At 71.8% G+C, this 19,311-nt stretch carries 2 protein-coding genes; both read right to left on the bottom strand.

Annotated elements, in window-relative coordinates:
• Nucleotides 1-15: 15 nt before the first annotated feature.
• The gene (locus WMF34_RS16620; protein WP_012235825.1) at nucleotides 16-1,392 is read right to left on the bottom strand and encodes an MATE family efflux transporter; all 1,377 of its coding nucleotides are present in this window, start codon (nucleotides 1,390-1,392) and stop codon (nucleotides 16-18) included.
• Complete coding sequence (locus WMF34_RS16615) at nucleotides 1,389-19,271, bottom strand: SDR family NAD(P)-dependent oxidoreductase (protein ID WP_437993865.1); 17,883 nt, start codon at nucleotides 19,269-19,271, stop codon at nucleotides 1,389-1,391. The genes WMF34_RS16620 and WMF34_RS16615 overlap by 4 nt, the downstream gene beginning before the upstream one ends.
• Nucleotides 19,272-19,311: the final 40 nt, after the last annotated feature.

Raw genomic sequence — 19,311 nt, 5'->3', positions numbered from 1 at the left:
AAGCTCGTGCTCCTTTCAAGAATTCGCGCCGAGACCGGCGCCGCTGGCGACAAACCCGGGGACGAAGCGCTGCTTGAACTCGGCGCGCAGCAAGAGAACGCTGGCGATCGCCTGGAGCGTCGTGCTCGCGATCGACAGGTACCAGACGAGCTCGATGCGGAAGCCGGGCAGCGTGGACAGCCAGATCGCGGGCACGGCGAACGTCACCAGTCGCGCGCCGGAGCTGAGCAACGACGGTGTGGTGTTGCCCAACCCCTGGAAGATGCTCGAACACGTGAAGATGAGCCCCTGCGCGACGAAATTCCAGCACGCGAAGCGGAGGAACTGCGCGCCCACGGCGATGGAGTCCGCGTTCTTGGCGAAGCTGCCGATCAGGGCCTCGGCGCGCCAGCCGACGAACAGCGTCAGAAGGACCATCAGCGCGCTGATGATCGCCGCCGAGATGCTGAACGTGCTCCGCACGCGGTCGGCCAGCTTCGCGCCGAAGTTCTGGCCGGCGATGGGCCCCGCCGCGAAGGAGACCGCCATCGCCGGCAAGATGAGCCCCTGGATGAGGCGCGAGCCGGCTCCGTAGCCGGCTTGCGCCGCCGAGCCGAACTCGCGGAGCGTCCAGTAGACGATCGCGGAGTACACGAAGATGAGCGCGAACTCGCCTCCCGACGGGAGCCCGATCGCGAGGAGCTGCCGCCAGATGGGCAGGCGCGGCCGGAGGAGCGGCGCGGACACGCCGACGTAGCGCTCGAGCCGCCGGAAATAGGCCCACAGCGCGATGACCGCGACGACGAGCGAGAGCGTGCTCGCGAGACCCGCCCCGGCGACCCCCATCGGGCGGTGGGTCCCCCACCCCGCGATGAGGATCGGCGCGAGGATGGCGTTGAGGACGATCGTGAGGAGCTGAACGACGAGCGTCGGCTGGACGAGACCGGTGCCGCGGAGCGCTGAACCCATGGCGACGAGCGCGAACTGGAGCGCAAGGCCGGGCATGAACCAGAACAGGTACGTGCGTCCGGCCTCGACCGTCGCGGCGTCGGCGGCGACCGAGCGCATGTAAGGCGTCGTCGTCAGGTACCCTAGGACGAGCACGGCCAGGCCGCTGACCGCGGCCAGGGTGAGCGACTGATTGAAGACGACGTTGGCCTCGTCGCGGTCCTTCCGACCGACGGCCTGCGATATCATTGCCACCGTGCCGACGCCGAGGACCTGTGTCAGGGCGAGCACGAGGAACGTCGCGTTACCCGCCGCGCTGACGCCGGCGAGCGGCACATCGCCGAGCTCCCCGACGAAATACAGATCGATCATGTAGTAGAGCGTCTGGAAGATCATCCCCACCGCGATGGGCACCGCCATCGTCACGATGTGACGGGCTATCGAGCCCTGTGTCAGGTCCTTCATGAGATCTCCTCGCTAAGCGATGTGGAAGCTCGGCCCGCCGCGGCTCCGGCGAACGGCTTCGTCCCCTCGGCGCTCACGCCGTAGAGGCGGCGACACGTATCACGAATCCTCTCGAACGGATCCGCCTCGGAGAGCAGCGAGAAGTGATCGGTCGCGCTGGTGAGGTGCAGGGAGAAGCGCGGCAGGCGCCGCATCCACGCCTCGGCGCACCCCTTGTCCCGGAAGTAATCGTTCGTCCGCTCCACCATGGCCCCGGCGAAGCGGCTGGGATCGAAGTACACGCCGGCCGTCCTCCGCTGGAAGTAGTGGCACTCGACGGCGCCAGGCCGCGGCAGATCCGCGATCTCGTAGGATTCCGCGGCCCTCTCATTCGCCTCGGCGATGCGGTGGAAGCGCTCGATGGTCTCGCGCAGCTCGTCAGGCGAGTAAGGCAACCCTCTCTCCAGGCCATGCCGGACGAGGAGAGGCAAGACGTCTTCGGCGCTCGCTCCCTGGAGCGGCAGGGCACCGATGTCGGTGAAGCCGCCCAGCTTGTTGATCATCAGGATATTGGCGTAGACCATCGCGTAGCGCAGCTTCCGCGTGTCCTCGTCCTTCAAGAGATGAACCCCGCCGTGGAGGTACGGCGTGTCGATCATCACGAGGCTCCTCACGTCGTGACCCATTCGCTGGAGGTGCCGTGTCACCTCGTAGGCGATCAAGCCGCCTTCCGAGTACCCGCCGAGCTGAAACGCGGCGCCCGCGCCGCCCCGAGCGGCGAGCAGGATCTCGGCGTAGTACTTCGCCATCTCGGAGAGATCGTCGATCGGCTCCTCGTTCGCCTTCACCCCCCTCGACTGGACCGCGTAGAACGGCAGCGTCGGCCCGAGGCCCCGCGACAACCCGAGGTACGTCTGGACGGTGCCCAGCGACCCGTGGAACCAGAAGACGGGCGGCAGGTCCCCCTTGGACTGGAGCACCTCGAGCTCCTTGTACCTCCTCGGCAGGGTCCCTGCGCCGGCGCGCGCCCCGGCCTTGCCGCGCAACATCGCGCAGAGCGCGGCGATCGACGCGCAGCTCGTCACGTCCTCCAGCGACACATGAATGGAATACCGATCCTCAAGGGCGCCGATCATGTTCATCAAGAGGAGCGAGTCAATCCCGAGGTCGGCGAGCGGCCGCGCTGTGTCAATGGCGTCGATAGGGCGCTTCGAATACCCCGCGATGAGCTCGAGGATCGGGTCGAGCGCCCCGGACGCCGCCTCGCGCGAGCGGCCGCCGGCCGTGAACGGATACGCGGGGAGGGAGACCCGCCTCGATTGCGCTCGCTCGTGCACCTGGCTCCAGTCGACCGCGGCGCCGCGCACCCAAGCCTCCGCGAGCTCGGCGGCGCGGGAAGGGTCCGCCGTCGCGATCGTGCGCTCCTGGCCGGTGGTGAAGATCGATCGCGACTGGAGGCCCTCGTCGCCCGACGCGCTCGCGTAGACGTCGAGCTTCTCGATCGCCGCGCTCACCGAGGAGGCGACGAGGGCCAGCCGGCACGGCATCGCCTCACGCCCGGTTTGCAGGGTGAAGGCGACGTCGTGCAGGTCGGAGAGCGGCGTGCTCGCGAGGCGCGCCCGGAGGGTCCGCGCATAGGACCGGAGCGCCGCGTCGCTCCTCGCCGACAGGACGATCACGGCGCGCCCGGACGCGGCGGCGCCCAGCGCGCCCGGCGCGTGGGCGCTCGCTCGCTCCGGCTCGTGCTCCTCGACGACGGCGAAGACGTTCGTCCCGCTCATGCCCGTCGCCCCGACCATCCCGCACCGGCGTTCGCCGGCCGCCGACACCGTCCACGGCCGCGCGACGTCGCTGATGGTGAACGGGCATGTCGCGAGATCGATGTACTCGCTCGGCCGGCGATAGTTCGACGTGCCGGGGATCTGGCGGTGTCTCATGGCCAGGCATATCGCGATCAGGCTGACGACCCCGGACGCGGCGAAGGTGTGTCCGATCACCGGCTTGATCGATCCGAGGGCGAAGGGCCGGCGCCCCTCGGTCCGCTGGTCGAACGCGTCGCGCAGCGCCTGCGCCTCGATGGGATCGCCGAGCGCGGAGCCCACGCTGTGCCCGAGCACGTACTGGATTCGCTCCGGGCCGATCTCCGCGCGGCGCAGGACGCTCTCGATGAGGCGCTGCTGCGAGAGGCCGCTCGGCGCCGTGATCCCGTTCGTCCTGCCGTCGTAGTTGACGCCGGTCGCCCTGATCACGGCGTGGATCGGGTCGCCGTCCGCCACGGCCTGCGACAGGCGCTTCAGCACCACCGCCGCCACCGCTTCGCCCGGGACCATGCCGCTGGCCCGCTCGTCGAACGCGTAGCACTCGCCCTCGGCCGAGAGCATGCCGCTCCGGGTCAGGGCCACGTACGTCGCCGGCGACGTGAGCACGTTCACCCCCCCGGCGAGCGCCATCGAGCACTCGCCGTGCAGCAGGCTCTGGCAGGCCGTGTGCACCGCGACGAGCCCGGAAGAGCACGCCGTATTGAGCGCCAGGTTGGGCCCGCGCAGGTCGAGCACGTACGAGATCCGCGCGGCCAGGATCCCGTTGTGAGCGCTCGTCGCGGGCCCCGGCGCCGCGTCCGGCGCGGGGAGGGCCTCCTCCACGCCGATGAAGACGCCGCAATCGGTCCCGCGCAGCCGCTCGCCCGCGTACCCCGCGTCCTCGAACGCGCGCCACGCCTCCTGGAGCATCAGCCGCTGGCGCGGCTCCATCCACTCTGCCTCGCGCGGCGAGATCTCGAAGAACAGCGGGTCGAAGTGGTCGAGCCCGCGGAGGAACGCGCCCCTGTTGCTGGCGATCCGATTGTCCGTCGCGCCAGGACCGCTGTAGTAGGGCCGCCAGTCCCAGCGTTCCTGCGGCACCTCCTGAATCTGCTTGTGGCCCTTCAGGAGCAGCTCCCACAGATCGTCGACGTCGTCTGCCCCCGCGGCGCGCACCGACATCCCGATGATCGCCACCGGCTCCTGCACCGAAGGCGACACGCGCGCGCCCAGGCGACGCGGGCCCTCGCGCGGGACGTCGGGTCGCGCGGCATGATGCGCGCCGTTCACGAGCGGGGCGCGCGCGATCGCCGCGCCGCGGCGGTCGTCCGCCTGGCGCGGCTCCGCGGGCGCAAGGGGCGCGTCGGCGCGCTGATACGCCGCCTCGATCGCGTCGCGGTGTTGCTCGACGAGGTGCGCGGCGAGCTTCTCGATCGTGCTGTAGCTGAAGAAGACGTTCGGCATCACCTCGAAGCCGAAATGCCTCGTGAGGAGCCGCGCGAGCTGCGCCAGGCCGATCGAGTCGAGGCCGATATCGGCGAAGCTCGCGTCCTCGTCCAGGCGCCCCGCGGGGAGCTTCAGCGCCCCCTCGACGCGCGCCTTCACCTCGGCGGCGACCCGCTCCCGCAGCGTCGCCGGCGACCGGGCGGCCGACCCAGGCGCAGCGGCGGCCAGCGGCGCGGCCGCAGCGCTGGCGCCCCGCTGCTCTCGTCGAGCGATCGACGCACCGACGCCCCCTTCCGCGCTCGGCGGCGAGCGGAGGGCCGCGCTGGTGCCCGCGTAGATGCGCGAGAGGAAGCCGTGCACGCGCCGCGGCTGCCCCGCCAGCACGAGCCGCGGGCTCACCCCCGCGCCCATCGCCCGCTCCCACGCCGCCAACCCTTCGGCGCGCTCCAGATAGCGCTGGCCGCTGGTCCGCAGGTACATCTCGATCCCCTCGGAGCCCACCGCTCCCATCCCCCCGTCGCGCCACAGCGGCCAGCACACCGCCACCGTCGCCCCGCTCCGCTCCCCGCGCCTCCGCAGCTGCTCGCGGTGCTGCGCGTACGCCACCTGGAAGCGGTTCGCGGTCGCGTAGTCGCACGACCCGCCGTCCCCCAGCACCGCCGCCGTCGACGAGAACAGGCACATGAAGTCCAGCGGCTGCCGCGCCGTCACCTCGTCGATCACGCGCGTCCCCTCCACCTTCGGCCGCGCGACCGCCGCCACCTGCTCCCAGCTCCTGTCCACCACCGCGCCGCTCGACTCAACCCCCGCCGCGTGCAGCACCCCGTGGATCGCTCCCCACCTCGCCTCGATGGCAGCCACCGCCCCGCTCATCTGCGCCGCGTCCGCCACGTCCGCCTCGAAGTACTCGGCCTCCGTCGCACCCGCCTCGCGCAGCCGCCCTAGCTGCGCCTCGATGCGCTCGTCTCGCCTCCGCCGTCCCACCAGCGCTATCCGACCCGCGCAGCGCCGCGCCAGGTGCTCGCCGAACACCTGGCCCAGACCTCCAGCCCCGCCCGTGATCACGTACACGCCGCCGTCCCGGAGCTGCGCCTGCGCCGCGCCGCTCGACGACGCGCGCCGGACCCCCAGGCGGTATCGCTCTGCCGCCTCGCAGCGGATCACCCCCGCCATCCACGCCTCACGCGCCACCGCGTCGGCCTCGACACCCTCCGCGCCCCCGAGCACCACCCCCACACTCAGCTCCGGCAGCGCAAAGGCCGCCGAGCGCTCCACCCCGATCAGCGACGCGTCGTAGCACCCGCTCACCTCGCCGTCGGCAACACGACCCGTCAGCACCAGGCGACGCAGCGGCGCGCCGCTGCCGCGCGCCCCTCGAAGCAGACCGTGCACGCCCTGCAGCCGCTCCAGCTCTCGGCCCCACGCGTACACCACACCGAGCGCTCGACCCGCGCTTCCCCGCGCGGCGTCTCGCCTCTCCATCTCCTCGAACAGCGACAGGAACCACGCCTCGCTCGCCTCCGGCACCGCGCTCCGCGCGCCGCCGTCCCACCCGAACGCGCCCCCCACGCTCACCCCGATCGCCTCGCACCCGGGCTCGTGCCTGCCCAGGGCCTCCACCACCGACGCCCGCCAGGGCTCGTCCCCTCCGACCACCAGCCAGCGCAGCCCCGGCTCGCCCGCGGCGCGCTCCTCCCTTCCGAGCCGCTCCCACACCTCCTCGTACTCCACGACCGCCGCGGCCTCGGGCGACGCCTCGACCGCCGGCGCCGCCGCGGTCACGGCTCCCTCGCCCAGCGGCAGCCAGTGCCGCTCCCGCGCGAACGGGTACGCAGGCAAGCTGATTCGCCGCGGCTTGCGCTCGCCGTAGAGCCGCTCCCAGTCCAGATCGAGGCCGCGCCCCCAGAGCTCGGCGAGCTTCCGCAGCTTGCCGCGCTGGATCCACTTGCCGATCGTCTCCTCGAAGTCGTCGTCGTGCGCGACGACGCCGAGCGCGTCCTTCTCGAGCCGCGCTCGTCCGCGGATCACCTCGCCCGGCGCCGCCGATCCCGCGACGAACGCGCGCAGCTTCTCCTCGAGATCCGCGACGCTGCCGACGATCACCGCGAGGCGCTCATCCATGGCCTCGCGCCCCACCTGCAGCGTGTACGCGACGTCGCGCAGGTCCGCGTCGGTGAGCCCGCGCGAGCGGATGGCGGCGACGAGATCGCGCGCGCGCTCGACCACGGCGTCGCTCGATTTCGCGCTCAGCGCGATGAGCACCGGGGCGGCGGCGGGCGCGTTCGCGTCGCGGTCTCGACGCTCCGCCTGGGCATACTCCGCGACGATCACGTGCGCGTTCGCGCCGCCGGCGCCGAAGGACGAGATCCCGGCGATCCGCGGCGCTTCCACGGAGCGGCCGCCCACCGTGAGCGTCGGGCGCTTCCACTCGCCGAGCCGCCGCTGCACCACGAAGGGCGTCTCCTCGAACGCGATGTGCGGGTTCAGCTCCTCGACGTGCAGGCTCGGCGCGATCTGGCCGTGCTTCATCTGCAGGAGCACCTTCGTCAGCCCCGCGATCCCCGCCGCCGCCTCGCAGTGGCCGATGTTCGACTTCGCCGACGCGATCGCGCAGAACTGCACGTCCGGCGTCGACGCGCGGAACGCCTGCGTCAGCCCGGCGATCTCGATCGGATCGCCCAGCTCCGTCCCCGTCCCGTGCGCCTCGACGTAGCTCACCGCGCGGGCGTCGACCCCCGCCCTGGCGAGCGCGCTCAGGATGAGCTCCCGGTGCGCCGCAGGGTTCGGCACGAGATAGCCGTTCGTCTTGCCGCCGTGGTTGATGCTCGTGCCGAGGATCACGCCATAGATGGGGTCGCCGTCGGCCTCCGCGCGCGACAGGGGCTTGAGCAGCACCGCGCCCACCGCCTCCCCGGGCACCATCCCGTCGGCCCCGCGGCCGAAGCTCCTGCTGCGCCCCTGCTTGGAGAGCATCCCCGCCATGCACAGGAGCACGTAGCTGCTCGGGTGCAGGTACAGGTTCACGCCGCCGGCGATCGCGAGCTCGCACTCGCCGCGGAGGAGGTGCTCGCACGCCTCGTGGATCGCCGTCAGCGACGACGAGCACATCGTGTCGATCGGCATGCTCGGGCCGCGGATGTTCAAGAAATACGAGACCCGGTTGGCCACCGAGCTGAACGACGTGTGCGGGAACGCGGCAGCCCCTCGCCGCCAGAGCTCCGGGCCGTACAGATCGAACCCCGTCTTCGTGATGCCGGCGAAGACGCCGACCCGCCCGCCGTGCCGGCGCGCGAGCGACTCGCGCGTGTACCCCGCGTCCTCGAGCACGTCCCAGCTCGCCTGCATGAACAGCCGCTCCTGGGGGTCGATCCCCTCCGCCTCGAGCGGCGAGATGTTGAAGAACATCGGGTCGAACTCGGCGAACCCGTCGAGGAAGCCGCCCCAGCGGCAGTAGCTCTTGCCAGCCTCCACCGCGGCGCGCGGGTCCTCGCAGTAGAATCCCTCGATCGCCCACCGCTCGGGCGGTATCTCGACGACGCTGTCCTTGCCCGCCTTCAGGTTCTCCCAGTACTCGTCGATGGTGCGCGCCTGCGGGTACCGCCCGCTCAGGCCGATGATCGCGATCCTGCGATCGTCCGCCGCGCGCTCGGCCGCCGCCGTCTCGACGCGCCCTCCGCGCGACACGCTCGGCCGGACGCGCGCGCCGGCGCGCCGCCCCGCGCGCACCGGCGGCGCCGCGACCGACGACGCGGGCGCCGTCGTCGACGGCGCGGCCGCCGCGGCGTCGCCGACGCCCGTGAGGCGGCGCAGCACGTCCCGCTTCGTTCGCAGGAGGTGGTCGACGAGCGCGTTGATCGTCTGGTGCTCGAAGAACAGCGTGCTGCTGATGTCCGGGATGGCCTCCTTCAGCGCGTCGGTGAGCTGCACGACCAGGATCGAGTCGATCCCGTAGCTCTCGAGCGACTCCGCCGGGTCGAGCTGCGCGACGTCGATCTTCAGCGCCTTCCCGACGAGGCCAAGGAGGTGCGCGACGGTCCTCTCGCGGAGGAGCTGTTCGCGCCCTCCGGCCGCCGGCGGCGTGGCGTCGACCGCGGGCGTCGCGGCGCGCTCGGTCGGCCGAGCGCGCCGTGACTCCGCGATCTCCGCGCCGGAGCGCGCCGGGCTCCGGGGGGGCTGCGCCGCCGGCAGGGGCTGCGCTGCCGGCATCGGCTCCGGGGGCCGCGGCCGACGGACGATGCCGTCGCTCTCGGCGGCGATCACCTGCTGCCCGATCTCCGCGGCGCGCTCGGTCGGAAAGAGCACCGAGCGGAAGCCCTCGTCCTCCAGCACGCGTCGCCAGGTTTGCGCGCTCAGCCCCGGCGTGCCGGGCATCCGCAGCGCGTCGTCCTCGTACCGCCACCAGCCCTCGAGCAACCCGAACGTCAGGTGCACGAGGAGCGCGTGGCTGGTGATCTCGTTCAGCACGAGGACGCCGTTCGGCTTCAGCATCGCCTTCACGTTGCGCAGCGTCCGGCGCACGTTCCTCGTCGCGTGGAGCACGTTCGCGGCGATCGCGACGTCGTAGGTGCCGATCTCGATCGACTGCTCCGACGGGTCGCGCTCGACGTCGAAGATCTGGCACTTCAGGTACGGCGCGCGCGTGGCGTAGTGCTCCTGGGCGTGGAACAGGAACGCCTTCGACAGATCCGTGTAGCGGTACACCTCGACGTGCTCGCGTCGGCTCCACAGCCTCTCGAACACGTGGGCGCTGGCGCTCCCGGTGCCGGCGCCGATCTCGACGATCCGGATGCGCGCCGCGGGGTCCCGCGCGATCCGGGCGCCGACGAAGGCGAGCACCTGATCGGCGAGCGCCGCGTTGAAGTAGTCGGCCGGGCCGTTGTTCTTGTAGACGTCCTCGACCAGCGCCATCGACGAGCGCGGGAAGATCACCTCGGTCGCGGGGATCGCGCCGGTGAGGATCCGCGGCAGCGCGCGCAGCGTGGCCTCGACCAGGCGCACCTGGGCGCGGAGGTTGGGCTCGGCCGACCACGCCACCTTCTCCTGCTCCCAGCGCCGCCATGCCTGCGCGGCGTCGACGTCGCTCCGCGCCGCGCCGCGAGCGCGGAGGAGCCGGAGGCTCTCGCGGAGCCACCGGTCGTAGAGAGGCGGCATGCCGATGGCCCTGCTCTTCTCGACGAGCGACGCTCCTCCCTCGTCCAGCAGGCCGAGATCGCGCAGATGGATCGAGAGGATCTCGCGCAGGTGCTCGTCGAGCTGCTCGAACATCCTCCGCGAGGCGCGGTCCGCGTCCAGGGCCGGCGGCGGCGCCTCGCGGAGCGACATGGCGCCGATCACGGACGGATCCCGCGGCGGGGGAGCCACGAGCCACGGCGTCTCCGCCTCGACCGAGCCCGACGTGCCCGCGCGCGCCACCTTGTTCAGCCCGAGCTTCTCGAACTTCATCAGCCCGAGCTGATCGAACGGGCCGGCGAGGAGCGCCTCGAGCGCGCTCGCCGCGTCCTCGGCGCCGATCGCGCTGATCCCCGCGAGCGCCATGCGGTTCTTGTACGACTGCGGCACGACGCCGGCGGCGCCGACCTCGCCCCACCAGCCCCAGTTCATCGTCTTCACCGCGAACGGCCGGCTCTTGCCGAGCTGGTGCGCGTACGCGTCCTCGAACGTGCCGCCGGCCGAATAGCCGCACTTGCCCGCGTCCTTCGAGAACGAGTTCATCCCTGAGAAGAACATCGCGAAGTCGAGCGGCTCGTTCCCGAAGACCTGCGCCAGCCGCACGCTCACATCCACCTTCGCCCTCAGCACCTCCGCGAACTGCTCCGGCGTCGTGTTCGCCACGCTCTTGTCGAACGTCCCCACCGCCGAGTGCACCACCCCGTGAATCGCTCCGTGCCGCGCCTTGATCCTCGCGTACGCCTGCTCCAGCGCCTCACGGTCCGCCGCATCCGCCTGCTCGTACTCAGGCCTCGGCCCAAGCTCCCCGAGCCGCTTTCGCTTCGACTCCAGCTCCTCCGTCGCCCCCCGCCGGCCTATCCACACCACCTGCGCCCGGTAACGGCGGATCAGGTGCTCGCTCAGCACCTCGCCGATCCCGCCCCCTCCCCCGATCACCACGTACACTCCGCCCTCGCGGTAGCCTCGGCCTCCGCCCGACGGCGACACCTCGCACGGCAGCAGCGTCTGCCGGAACCACTCACCCCCTCGGTTCGCCCACGCGTCGCCCTCGCCCGCGGGCGCGAGCGTCAGCACCTCCGACCAGCCCGCTCCCCGCTCGCCCTCCAGATCCGCCACACGGACCTTCCACCTCGGGTACTCCTTCGCAACCGTGCCCAAAAGACCGTGCACGCTCGCGTGCGTCGGGTCGATCTCCTCTCCCTTCCTCACCGCTTGCGCCCGGACCGTCACCGCCGTCAGCGCCAGCTCCTTCGACCCGTAGCCCCGCGCCAGCAGCGCCTTCACCAGCCGGAAGCAGCTCTCCACTCCCGCCCGCTGCTCCTCCAGCACGCTCTCGCCCTCGATCGCCGTGTACCGGCTCCGCGGCGCGATCCACACAACCTCCCCCACCTCGCCGCCCGCGCCGAGCTGCTCCGCCAGCTGCTCGACGCTCGCCTCGTGCCCTCCCGCCACCGGCAGCCACGACGCGCCCAGCAGCGCTCGCTGCTCCTCGTTCCCACCCACCACCCACACCGCGCCCCGCGGCGCCTCCACACGCCCCACCGCTCGCGCTTCCACCGGCTCCCATACCGGCACCAGCCGCAGCGCCTGGCCGCCTCCGCTCCCCTCCACTGCCGCCTCCACGGACGCGCGACGCGCCGGGGCGCCGTCGTGTACACGCGCGCTCACGCCGGACAGGCGCGCGCAGACGACGCCCTCCTCGTCGCACACGTCGATGTCGAACTGCCGCACGCGCTCGGTGCTGGCCGCGCTCACGCGGATCCACGCCCACATCCGCGGCGCGCTGGCCCGAACGACGTCGACGTCGCGCACCGAGAACAGGAGCGCTGCCTTCGGCGCCGATCCCGCTGCCCCGGGCCCCTCCGGCTCGCCCATGCTCACACAGGCGGTCCCCTGGAGCGCCCCGTCGAGGACGCTCGGATGGATCACGAACGCCGACGACGCTCGCTGCTCCTCGGGGAGCTCGAGCTCGACGAGCGCCTCGCGCGCGCCGAGGTGAGCGCGCCGAAGCACGCGGAACGCAGCCCCGTACGCGATGCCGGCCGCGTCGAACGCCTCGTAGCACCCGGCGCCGTCCACCTCGCCGGCCGCGCAGCGCGCGCGCAGCTCGCCGAGGTCGAGGCGCTGCGGCGCGCTCTTCTCGACGAGCGCCGCCTCGCCGCGGCAATGGACGATCTCCGAGCCCCCTTCGCCCTCGCTGTACACCTCGAACCGCGACGCGCCATGCTCGTCCGGCACATCGAGCGAGACGTGAAGCGCCGACCGCCCGTCCACGACCGTGAACGGCTGGAGCCACGCGACGTCGTGGAGCGCGACGTCGCCCGCGCCGTCCCCGCTCGAGAGCTCGAGCGCCGCGCGCACCATCTCGAGGTACGCAGCCCCCGGGAGCACGCCCCTCCCCTGGACGACGTGCTCCTTCAGGAAGAACTCGCTCCCCGTGAGCTCGCTCGTGAAGCGCTGCCCCGCGAAGTCCGACGTATTTCGATGAAGGAGCGGGTGCAGCGCCGCGACGGCGCCGTCGCTCGCCTGGAGGGCCGAAGCGGCGCCCATCGCGCCGCCCGCGGGCCAGTAGCGGTCCCGCGCGAACGGGTACGTGGGGAGCGGGACCCGCCTCGGCGCGCCGCCCTCGTGAAGCCTCGTCCAGTCGATGGAGAGCCCCCTGACCCACAGCTCGAGCAGCCGGCCGTACTTCTTCTTGCCGATCCAAGCGTCGACCGCGCGCCGCAGGTCCTCGTCCTCGGCGAAGAGCGATATCCCGTCCTTGGCGCGCTTGATCTCGCCGCGATGGATATCCTCGCTCGGCTCGCCCCCCGCGACGAAGCGGGCGAGCTTGCCGCACAGCTCCCTCACCGACGCCGCCGTGAACGCGAGGCGGTGGTCCATCGCCTCGCGCCCCACCTGCAGCGTGTACGCGATGTCGGGGAGCTCGGCGTCGCCGTACTCGCTGCTGCGCACGGCGGCGAGGAGCTGCGCGGCCCTCGCCTCGAGCTGCGCCTCGGTCCGGGCGGACAGGACGACGGCGACCGGCGCGGGTGACGCCGCGCTCGCCCTTCCGAGGGCCGCGCGCTCGTCGACGTACTCCGCGACGATCACGTGCGCGTTCGCGCCGCCGGCGCCGAAGGACGAGATCCCGGCGATCCGCGGCGCCTCCACGGAGCGGCCGCCCACCGTGAGCGTCGGGCGCTTCCACTCGCCGAGCCGCCGCTGCACGACGAAGGGCGTCTTCTCGAACGCGATGTGCGGGTTCAGCTCGTCGACGTGCAGGCTCGGCGCGATCTGGCCGTGCTTCATCTGCAGGAGCACCTTCGTCAGCCCCGCGATCCCCGCCGCCGCCTCGCAGTGGCCGATGTTCGACTTCGCCGACGCGATCGCGCAGAACTGCACGTCTGGCGTCGACGCGCGGAACGCCTGCGTCAGCCCGGCGATCTCGATCGGATCGCCCAGCTCCGTCCCCGTCCCGTGCGCCTCGACGTAGCTCACTGCGCGGGCGTCGACCCCCGCCTTGCCGAGCGCGCTCAGGATCAGCGCCTTGTGCGCCGCCGGGTTCGGCACGGTGTACCCGTTCGTCTTGCCGCCGTGGTTGATGCTCGTGCCGAGGATGACTCCGTAGATGTGGTCGCCGTCGGCCTCCGCGCGCGACAGGCGCTTGAGCAGCACCGTGCCCACCCCCTCGCCGGGCACCATCCCGTCTCCGTCGACCCCGAAGCTCCTGCACCGCCCTCGCGGCGAGAGCATCCTGCCCAGGCAAAGCATCACGTACGAGCTCGGGTGCACGTACAGGTTCACGCCGCCAGCGATCGCGAGCTCGCACTCGTCGCGGAGGAGGTGCTCACACGCCTCGTGGATCGCCGTCAGCGACGAGGAGCACATCGTGTCGACCGGCATGCTCGGGCCGTGCAGGTTCAGGAAGTACGAGACCCGGTTGGCCACCGAGCTGAACGATGTGCGAGGAAACGCCGCGATGCCGCGCTGCCAGAGCCCGGGGCCGTGGAGCTCGAAGCCGCCCCGCGTGATCCCGGCGAACACGCCGACCCGCCCGCCGTGCCGGCGCGCGAGCGACTCGCGGGTGTATCCCGCGTCCTCGAGCACGTCCCAGCTCGCCTGCATGAACAGCCGCTCTTGGGGATCGATCCCCTCCGCCTCGAGCGGTGAGATGTGGAAGAAGAGCGGATCGAACTCGGTGAACCCGTCGAGGAAGCCGCCCCACCGGCAATAGCTCTTGCCCCGGGTAACCGCCTCCTCGACGTCATCGCAATAGAAGCCGTCCAGCGACCATCGCTCGGGCGGTATCTCGACGACGCTGTCCTTGCCCGCCTTCAGGTTCTCCCAGTACTCATCGACGGTGCGCGCCTGCGGGTACCGCCCGCTCAGGCCGATGATCGCGATCCTGCGGTCGTCGAGGGCGTCGCGCGCCGGTCCGGCCGCCGGCGAGCCGTTCGCGCGCGGCGCGCTGCGCGCGCTCGCCAGGCTCGGAGGCGCAGGCCCCTCGGCGCCGTGCGCCGCTCGAGGCCCCTCGGCAGCTGACGCGGCCGCGGACGACGTGAGCCCGGTCAGCTGGCGCATCGCCTCGCGGTGCGTGCTCACCAGGTGATCGGCGAGCGCGTCGATCGTCTGGTGCTCGAAGAACAGCGTGCTGCCGACGTCCGGGATGGCCTCCTTCAGCGCGTCGATCAGCTGCATGACCAGGATCGAGTCGATCCCGTAGCGCTCTAGCGGCTCCGTCACGTCGATGAGCGCCGCGTTGACCCTCAGCGTCCGGCTGACCAACGCGCGCAGGTACGCCACGCTCTTGGCGCGGAGGAGCGACTCGTCGAGCTGCTCGTCCGGCGCGGCCGCCTCCGCCTCGACGCCGTGGCGCGCGCGTTCGGCAGGCAGGCGCTCCGGCTCGCCCCGAGCGGCGATCGCCGGCGGCAGCCGGTCCTCCGGCCGCGCGGGGTCCGTCGCCGGCGCGCTCGGACCGAGGGCTTGCGCCCCTGTGGTCTTGGTCAGCCCGAGCTGATCGAACGGGCCGGCGAGGAGCGCCTCGAGCGCGCTCATGGCGTCCTCGGCGTCGATCACGCCGATCCCCGCGAGCGCGATGCGGTTCTTGTACGACTGCGGCACGACGCCGGCGGAGCCGACCTCGCCCCACCAGCCCCAGTTCATCGTCTTCACCGCGAACGGCCGGCTCTTGCCGAGCTGGTGCGCGTACGCGTCCTCGAACGTGCTGCCGGCCGAATAGCCACACTTGCCCGCGCCCTTGGCGAAGGCGTTGAGGCTCGAGAAGAACATCGCGAAGTCGAGCGGCTCGTTCCCGAAGACCTGCGCCAGCCGCACGCTCACATCCACCTTCGCCCTCAGCACCTCCGCGAACTGCTCCGGCGTCGTGTTCGCCACGCTCTTGTCGAACGTCCCCACCGCCGAGTGCACCACCCCGTGAATCGCTCCGTGCCGCGCCTTGATCCTCGCGTACGCCTGCTCCAGCGCCTCACGGTCCGCCGCATCCGCCTGCTCGTACTCAGGCCTCGGCCCAAGCTCCCCGAGCCGCTTTCGCTTCGACTCCAGCTCCTCCGTCGCCCCCCGCCGGCCTATCCACACCACCTGCGCCCGGTAACGGCGGATCAGGTGCTCGCTCAGCACCTCGCCGATCCCGCCCCCTCCCCCGATCACCACGTACACACCGCCCTCGCGGTAGCCTCGGCCTCCGCTCGACGGCGACACCTCGCACGGCAGCAGCGTCTGCCGGAACCACTCACCCCCTCGGTTCGCCCACGCGTCGCCCTCGCCCGCGGGCGCGAGCGTCAGCACCTCCGACCAGCCCGCTCCCCGCTCGCCCTCCAGATCCGCCACACGGACCTTCCACCTCGGGTACTCCTTCGCAACCGTGCCCAAAAGACCGTGCACGCTCGCGTGCGTCGGGTCGATCTCCTCTCCCTTCCTCACCGCTTGCGCCCTGACCGTCACCGCCGTCAGCGCCAGCTCCCTCGACCCGTAGCCCCGCGCCAGCAGCGCCTTCACCAGCCGGAAGCAGCTCTCCACCCCCGCCCGCTGCTCTTCCAGCACGCTCTCGCCCTCGATCGCCGTGTACCGGCTCCGCGGCGCGATCCACACCACCTCCCCCACCTCGCCGCCCGCGCCGAGCTGCTCCGCCAGCTGCTCGACGCTCGCCTCGTGCCCTCCCGCCACCGGCAGCCACGACGCGCCCAGCAGCGCTCGCTGCTCCTCGTTCCCACCCACCACCCACACCGCGCCCCGCGGCGCCTCCACACGCCCCACCGCTCGCGCTTCCACCGGCTCCCATACCGGCACCAGCCGCAGCGCCTGGCCGCCTCCGCTCCCCTCCACTGCCGCCTCCACGGACGCGCGACGCGCGGTCGCCGCCTCCGCCGGAGCCATCTCGACCCGCGCCCGCTCCCCCGCGTGCCGCTGCGGCCCTGCGCCCCGCGCGCGGCGGTCGCCCGCCTCTTCGCGGCTCGCAGCCCGCGGCGTCGCCTCGCTCCAGTACCGGTCGCGCGCGAACGGGTACGTCGGCGCGCTCACCTTGGACCGCCGCGCGCCCGCGTGGAGCGAGCTCCAGTCCACGGCGTATCCCTCGACCCACCGCTCCGCCAGCCGGCGCAGCGCATCGCCGGGCGCGCCAACGGCGCCGTCGCCCCCGTCCGAACCGGAGGCACGCTCGGGCGCCTTGGCCTTCTTCACCTTGCCGCGAAAGCACCCCTCGACCCGCTCCTTGCCCGCCACGACGTCGCTCAGCCGGCTCGCAAGCGACTCCAGGTTGTCGGCGATGACGGCGAGCCGGTGCTCGAACGCCTCGCGCCCCACCTGGAACGTGTAGGCCAGGTCGGCCAACCGCTCGTGCCGGGTGGTCCTGTCGGCCTCCGCCGCGGACAGCGCGTTCACGTGCGCGAGGACATCCGACACATACTGGAGGAGCTGATCGCCGGTCCTCGCCGAGATCGGGAGCAGCGATGGCCCGTCATCGGCGGTGCCGTGCCCGTCGCGCGACGGCGGGACATACTCCTCGATCACGACGTGCGCGTTCGTCCCGCTGAAGCCGAACGAGCTGACCGCGGCCCGGCGGCGCTTTCCGCCCTCCACGACCCACGGGACAGCGCTCGTGTTGACGTAGAACGGGCTGTTCTCGAAATCGATGTGACGGTTCGGGATGCCGTAGTTGAGAAGGCCAGGCAGGAGGCGGTGCCTCAGCGCGAGCAGCACGTTGATGACGCCGGTGACCCCCGCGACCGTCACCGTGTGCCCGACGTTCGGCTTGACCGAGCCGATCGCGCAGAACCGGCGCCGATCGGTGAACCGCTGGAACGCCTCGGTGAGCGCGCGCACCTCGATCGGATCGCCCAGCTTCGTCCCCGTCCCGTGCGCCTCGACGTACTGAATCACGCCGGGATCGATCCCGAAGCGATTGTAGACATCGAGCTCGAGCTGACGCTGTGACGCGGCGCTCGGCGCCGTGATCCCGTTCGTAGCGCCGTCCTGGTTGATGCCGCTGCCGACGATGACGCCGTGGATGCGGTCGCCGTTCGCGATCGCGTCGTCCAGCCGCTCGAGGACCAAGACCGCGACGGCTTCGCCCGAGACCATGCCGTTCGCGCGGTCGTCGAACGTGAAGCACTTGCCGTCGGCGGACAGCATCTGCGCGCGGCCGGCGGCGACGCCGAAGTGCGGCGTGGCCTGGATGAACGCGCCGCCCGCGAGGATCACGTCCGTCTCGCGGCTCCACAGGCTCTGGCAGCCGATGTGGACCGCGACGAGCGAGCTCGAGCACGCGGTGTCGATCGCGATCGCCGGCCCCTTCAGGTTGAGGAAATAGGCGATCCGCGCCGGCAGGATCGAGCCCGCCGTACCCCAGAACGAGTGGCCGACCTTGTCCTCCTCGATGTAGCTCGCGTACTTGCCGTCGACGACGCCGGCGACGACCCCGGTGCGGCTTCCGTCGAGGCGCGCCAGCGTCAGCCCCGCGTCCTCCAGCGCCTTCCAGCTCTCCTGCAGGAAGATCCGCTGCTGCGGGTCCATGTGCTGCGCCTCCTGGCCCGAGATGCTGAAGAAGAGCGGATCGAAGCACTCGATGTCGTCGAGGTAGCTCCCCCACGGGTCCATCTCGACTCCGCGCTGCGCCGCCGGGAGCTCCAGCGATTGGAACAGACGCTTCCGCCCTTCGGGCAGCTGGGTGATCAGGCCCCTCATCTCCACGACGCATCGCCAGAGCTCGTCGATGTCCTTCGCGGCGCCGAAGCGCCCCGACATCCCGACGATCGCGATCGGCTGCTCGCCGCGCGCGCCGGCCCTGTCCGCGGGGCGCGCCGCCGGCCGCGCGCGCATTGGCGCCTCCCGGCGCACGCTCGCCGTCTTCGGCCCAGGCACGGTGACGACCACCTTGCCGATGTTCCGGCGGTCCGCGAGGTACCGGTACGCGTCGCCGATGGCGTCGAAGTCGAACGTCTTGCCGACCACGATCCGGAGCTCCCCCCGCTCGACGAGCGAGAAGAGCTCCTCGCCGAGGTCCGCGGCGTGCTCGGGGACGTCGAGCAAGAGCTTCCGCAGATCGAGGCTGTGGAAACTCTGGTTGTTCGACATCCTGCTGAGATCGATGCTCCGGGCCGATTTGAGCCCGGTCATCGCGATCTCGACGTAGCGCCCCCGCGGGCTCAGGCAGTTGATCCCCTTCTGGATGGCTTCGCCCGCGAGCGTGTTGATGACCGCGTCCACCCCCTTCCCCTTCGTGATCGCCATGACCTCGGCCTCGAAGTCGCGGCGGACGTAGTCGATGACGTGGGGCACCCCCATCGCGGTCAGGTAGCGGAGCTTCTCGTCGGAGCTGGCGGTCGCGATGATCGTCGCGCCGGCGCGCTGCGCGAGCTGCACGGCCACGAGCCCGGTGCCGCCGGTGGCGCTCTGGATGAGGATCGTCTCCCCCTTGGCCAGCCGCAGCCGGCGGAACGCCTCGACGATCGTGAGCCCCACCGTCAGGAACGAGGCCGCCTCTTCGAAGGACAGCCGCGCAGGCTTCGCGACGAGCTGCGACTCGTCCGCCACGATCAGGGTGGATTGAATCCCGAGCCGGACGCTCGCGGAGACGATCACCTCGTCGCCGACCGCGAAGCGGGTCACCTTGCTGCCGACCGCCCGGACGATCCCCGACGCCTCGAAGCCGGGCGTGAACGGGTACGCGGGCATCGTGGGATAGAGCCCCTGCACGCACAGCAGGTCGCCGAAGTTGAGCGAGATCGCCACGGTGTCGACGTGGATCGCGTGCTCCTCCGGCGCGCCGACCTCGTCCTCGACGACCCGGATGTCCTCGATCGAGCCGGGGCCGTCGAGGACCACCCTCCGACGCCGGACGGTCTGCGTCGCGCCGGCCCTGTCCGCGGGGCGCGCCGGCGCGCCGTCGCTGCCGCTGGCGACGAGCTGCGCGTAGCGCGCCCTGAGCTCCGCCTCCGACAGCAGCCCGGACTGGTACTCGCGCAGCAGCGCTTCGATTTGGCTCTTCACTGTGCTCTCTCCACGTGGCTCGTAAGAATGCTCAGGCATG

It is taken from the genome of Sorangium sp. So ce145 (assembly GCF_051525985.1).
Classification (GTDB): Bacteria; Myxococcota_A; Polyangia; order Polyangiales; family Polyangiaceae; genus Sorangium; species Sorangium cellulosum_B.
This window is presented reverse-complemented; position numbering and strand designations above follow the sequence as displayed.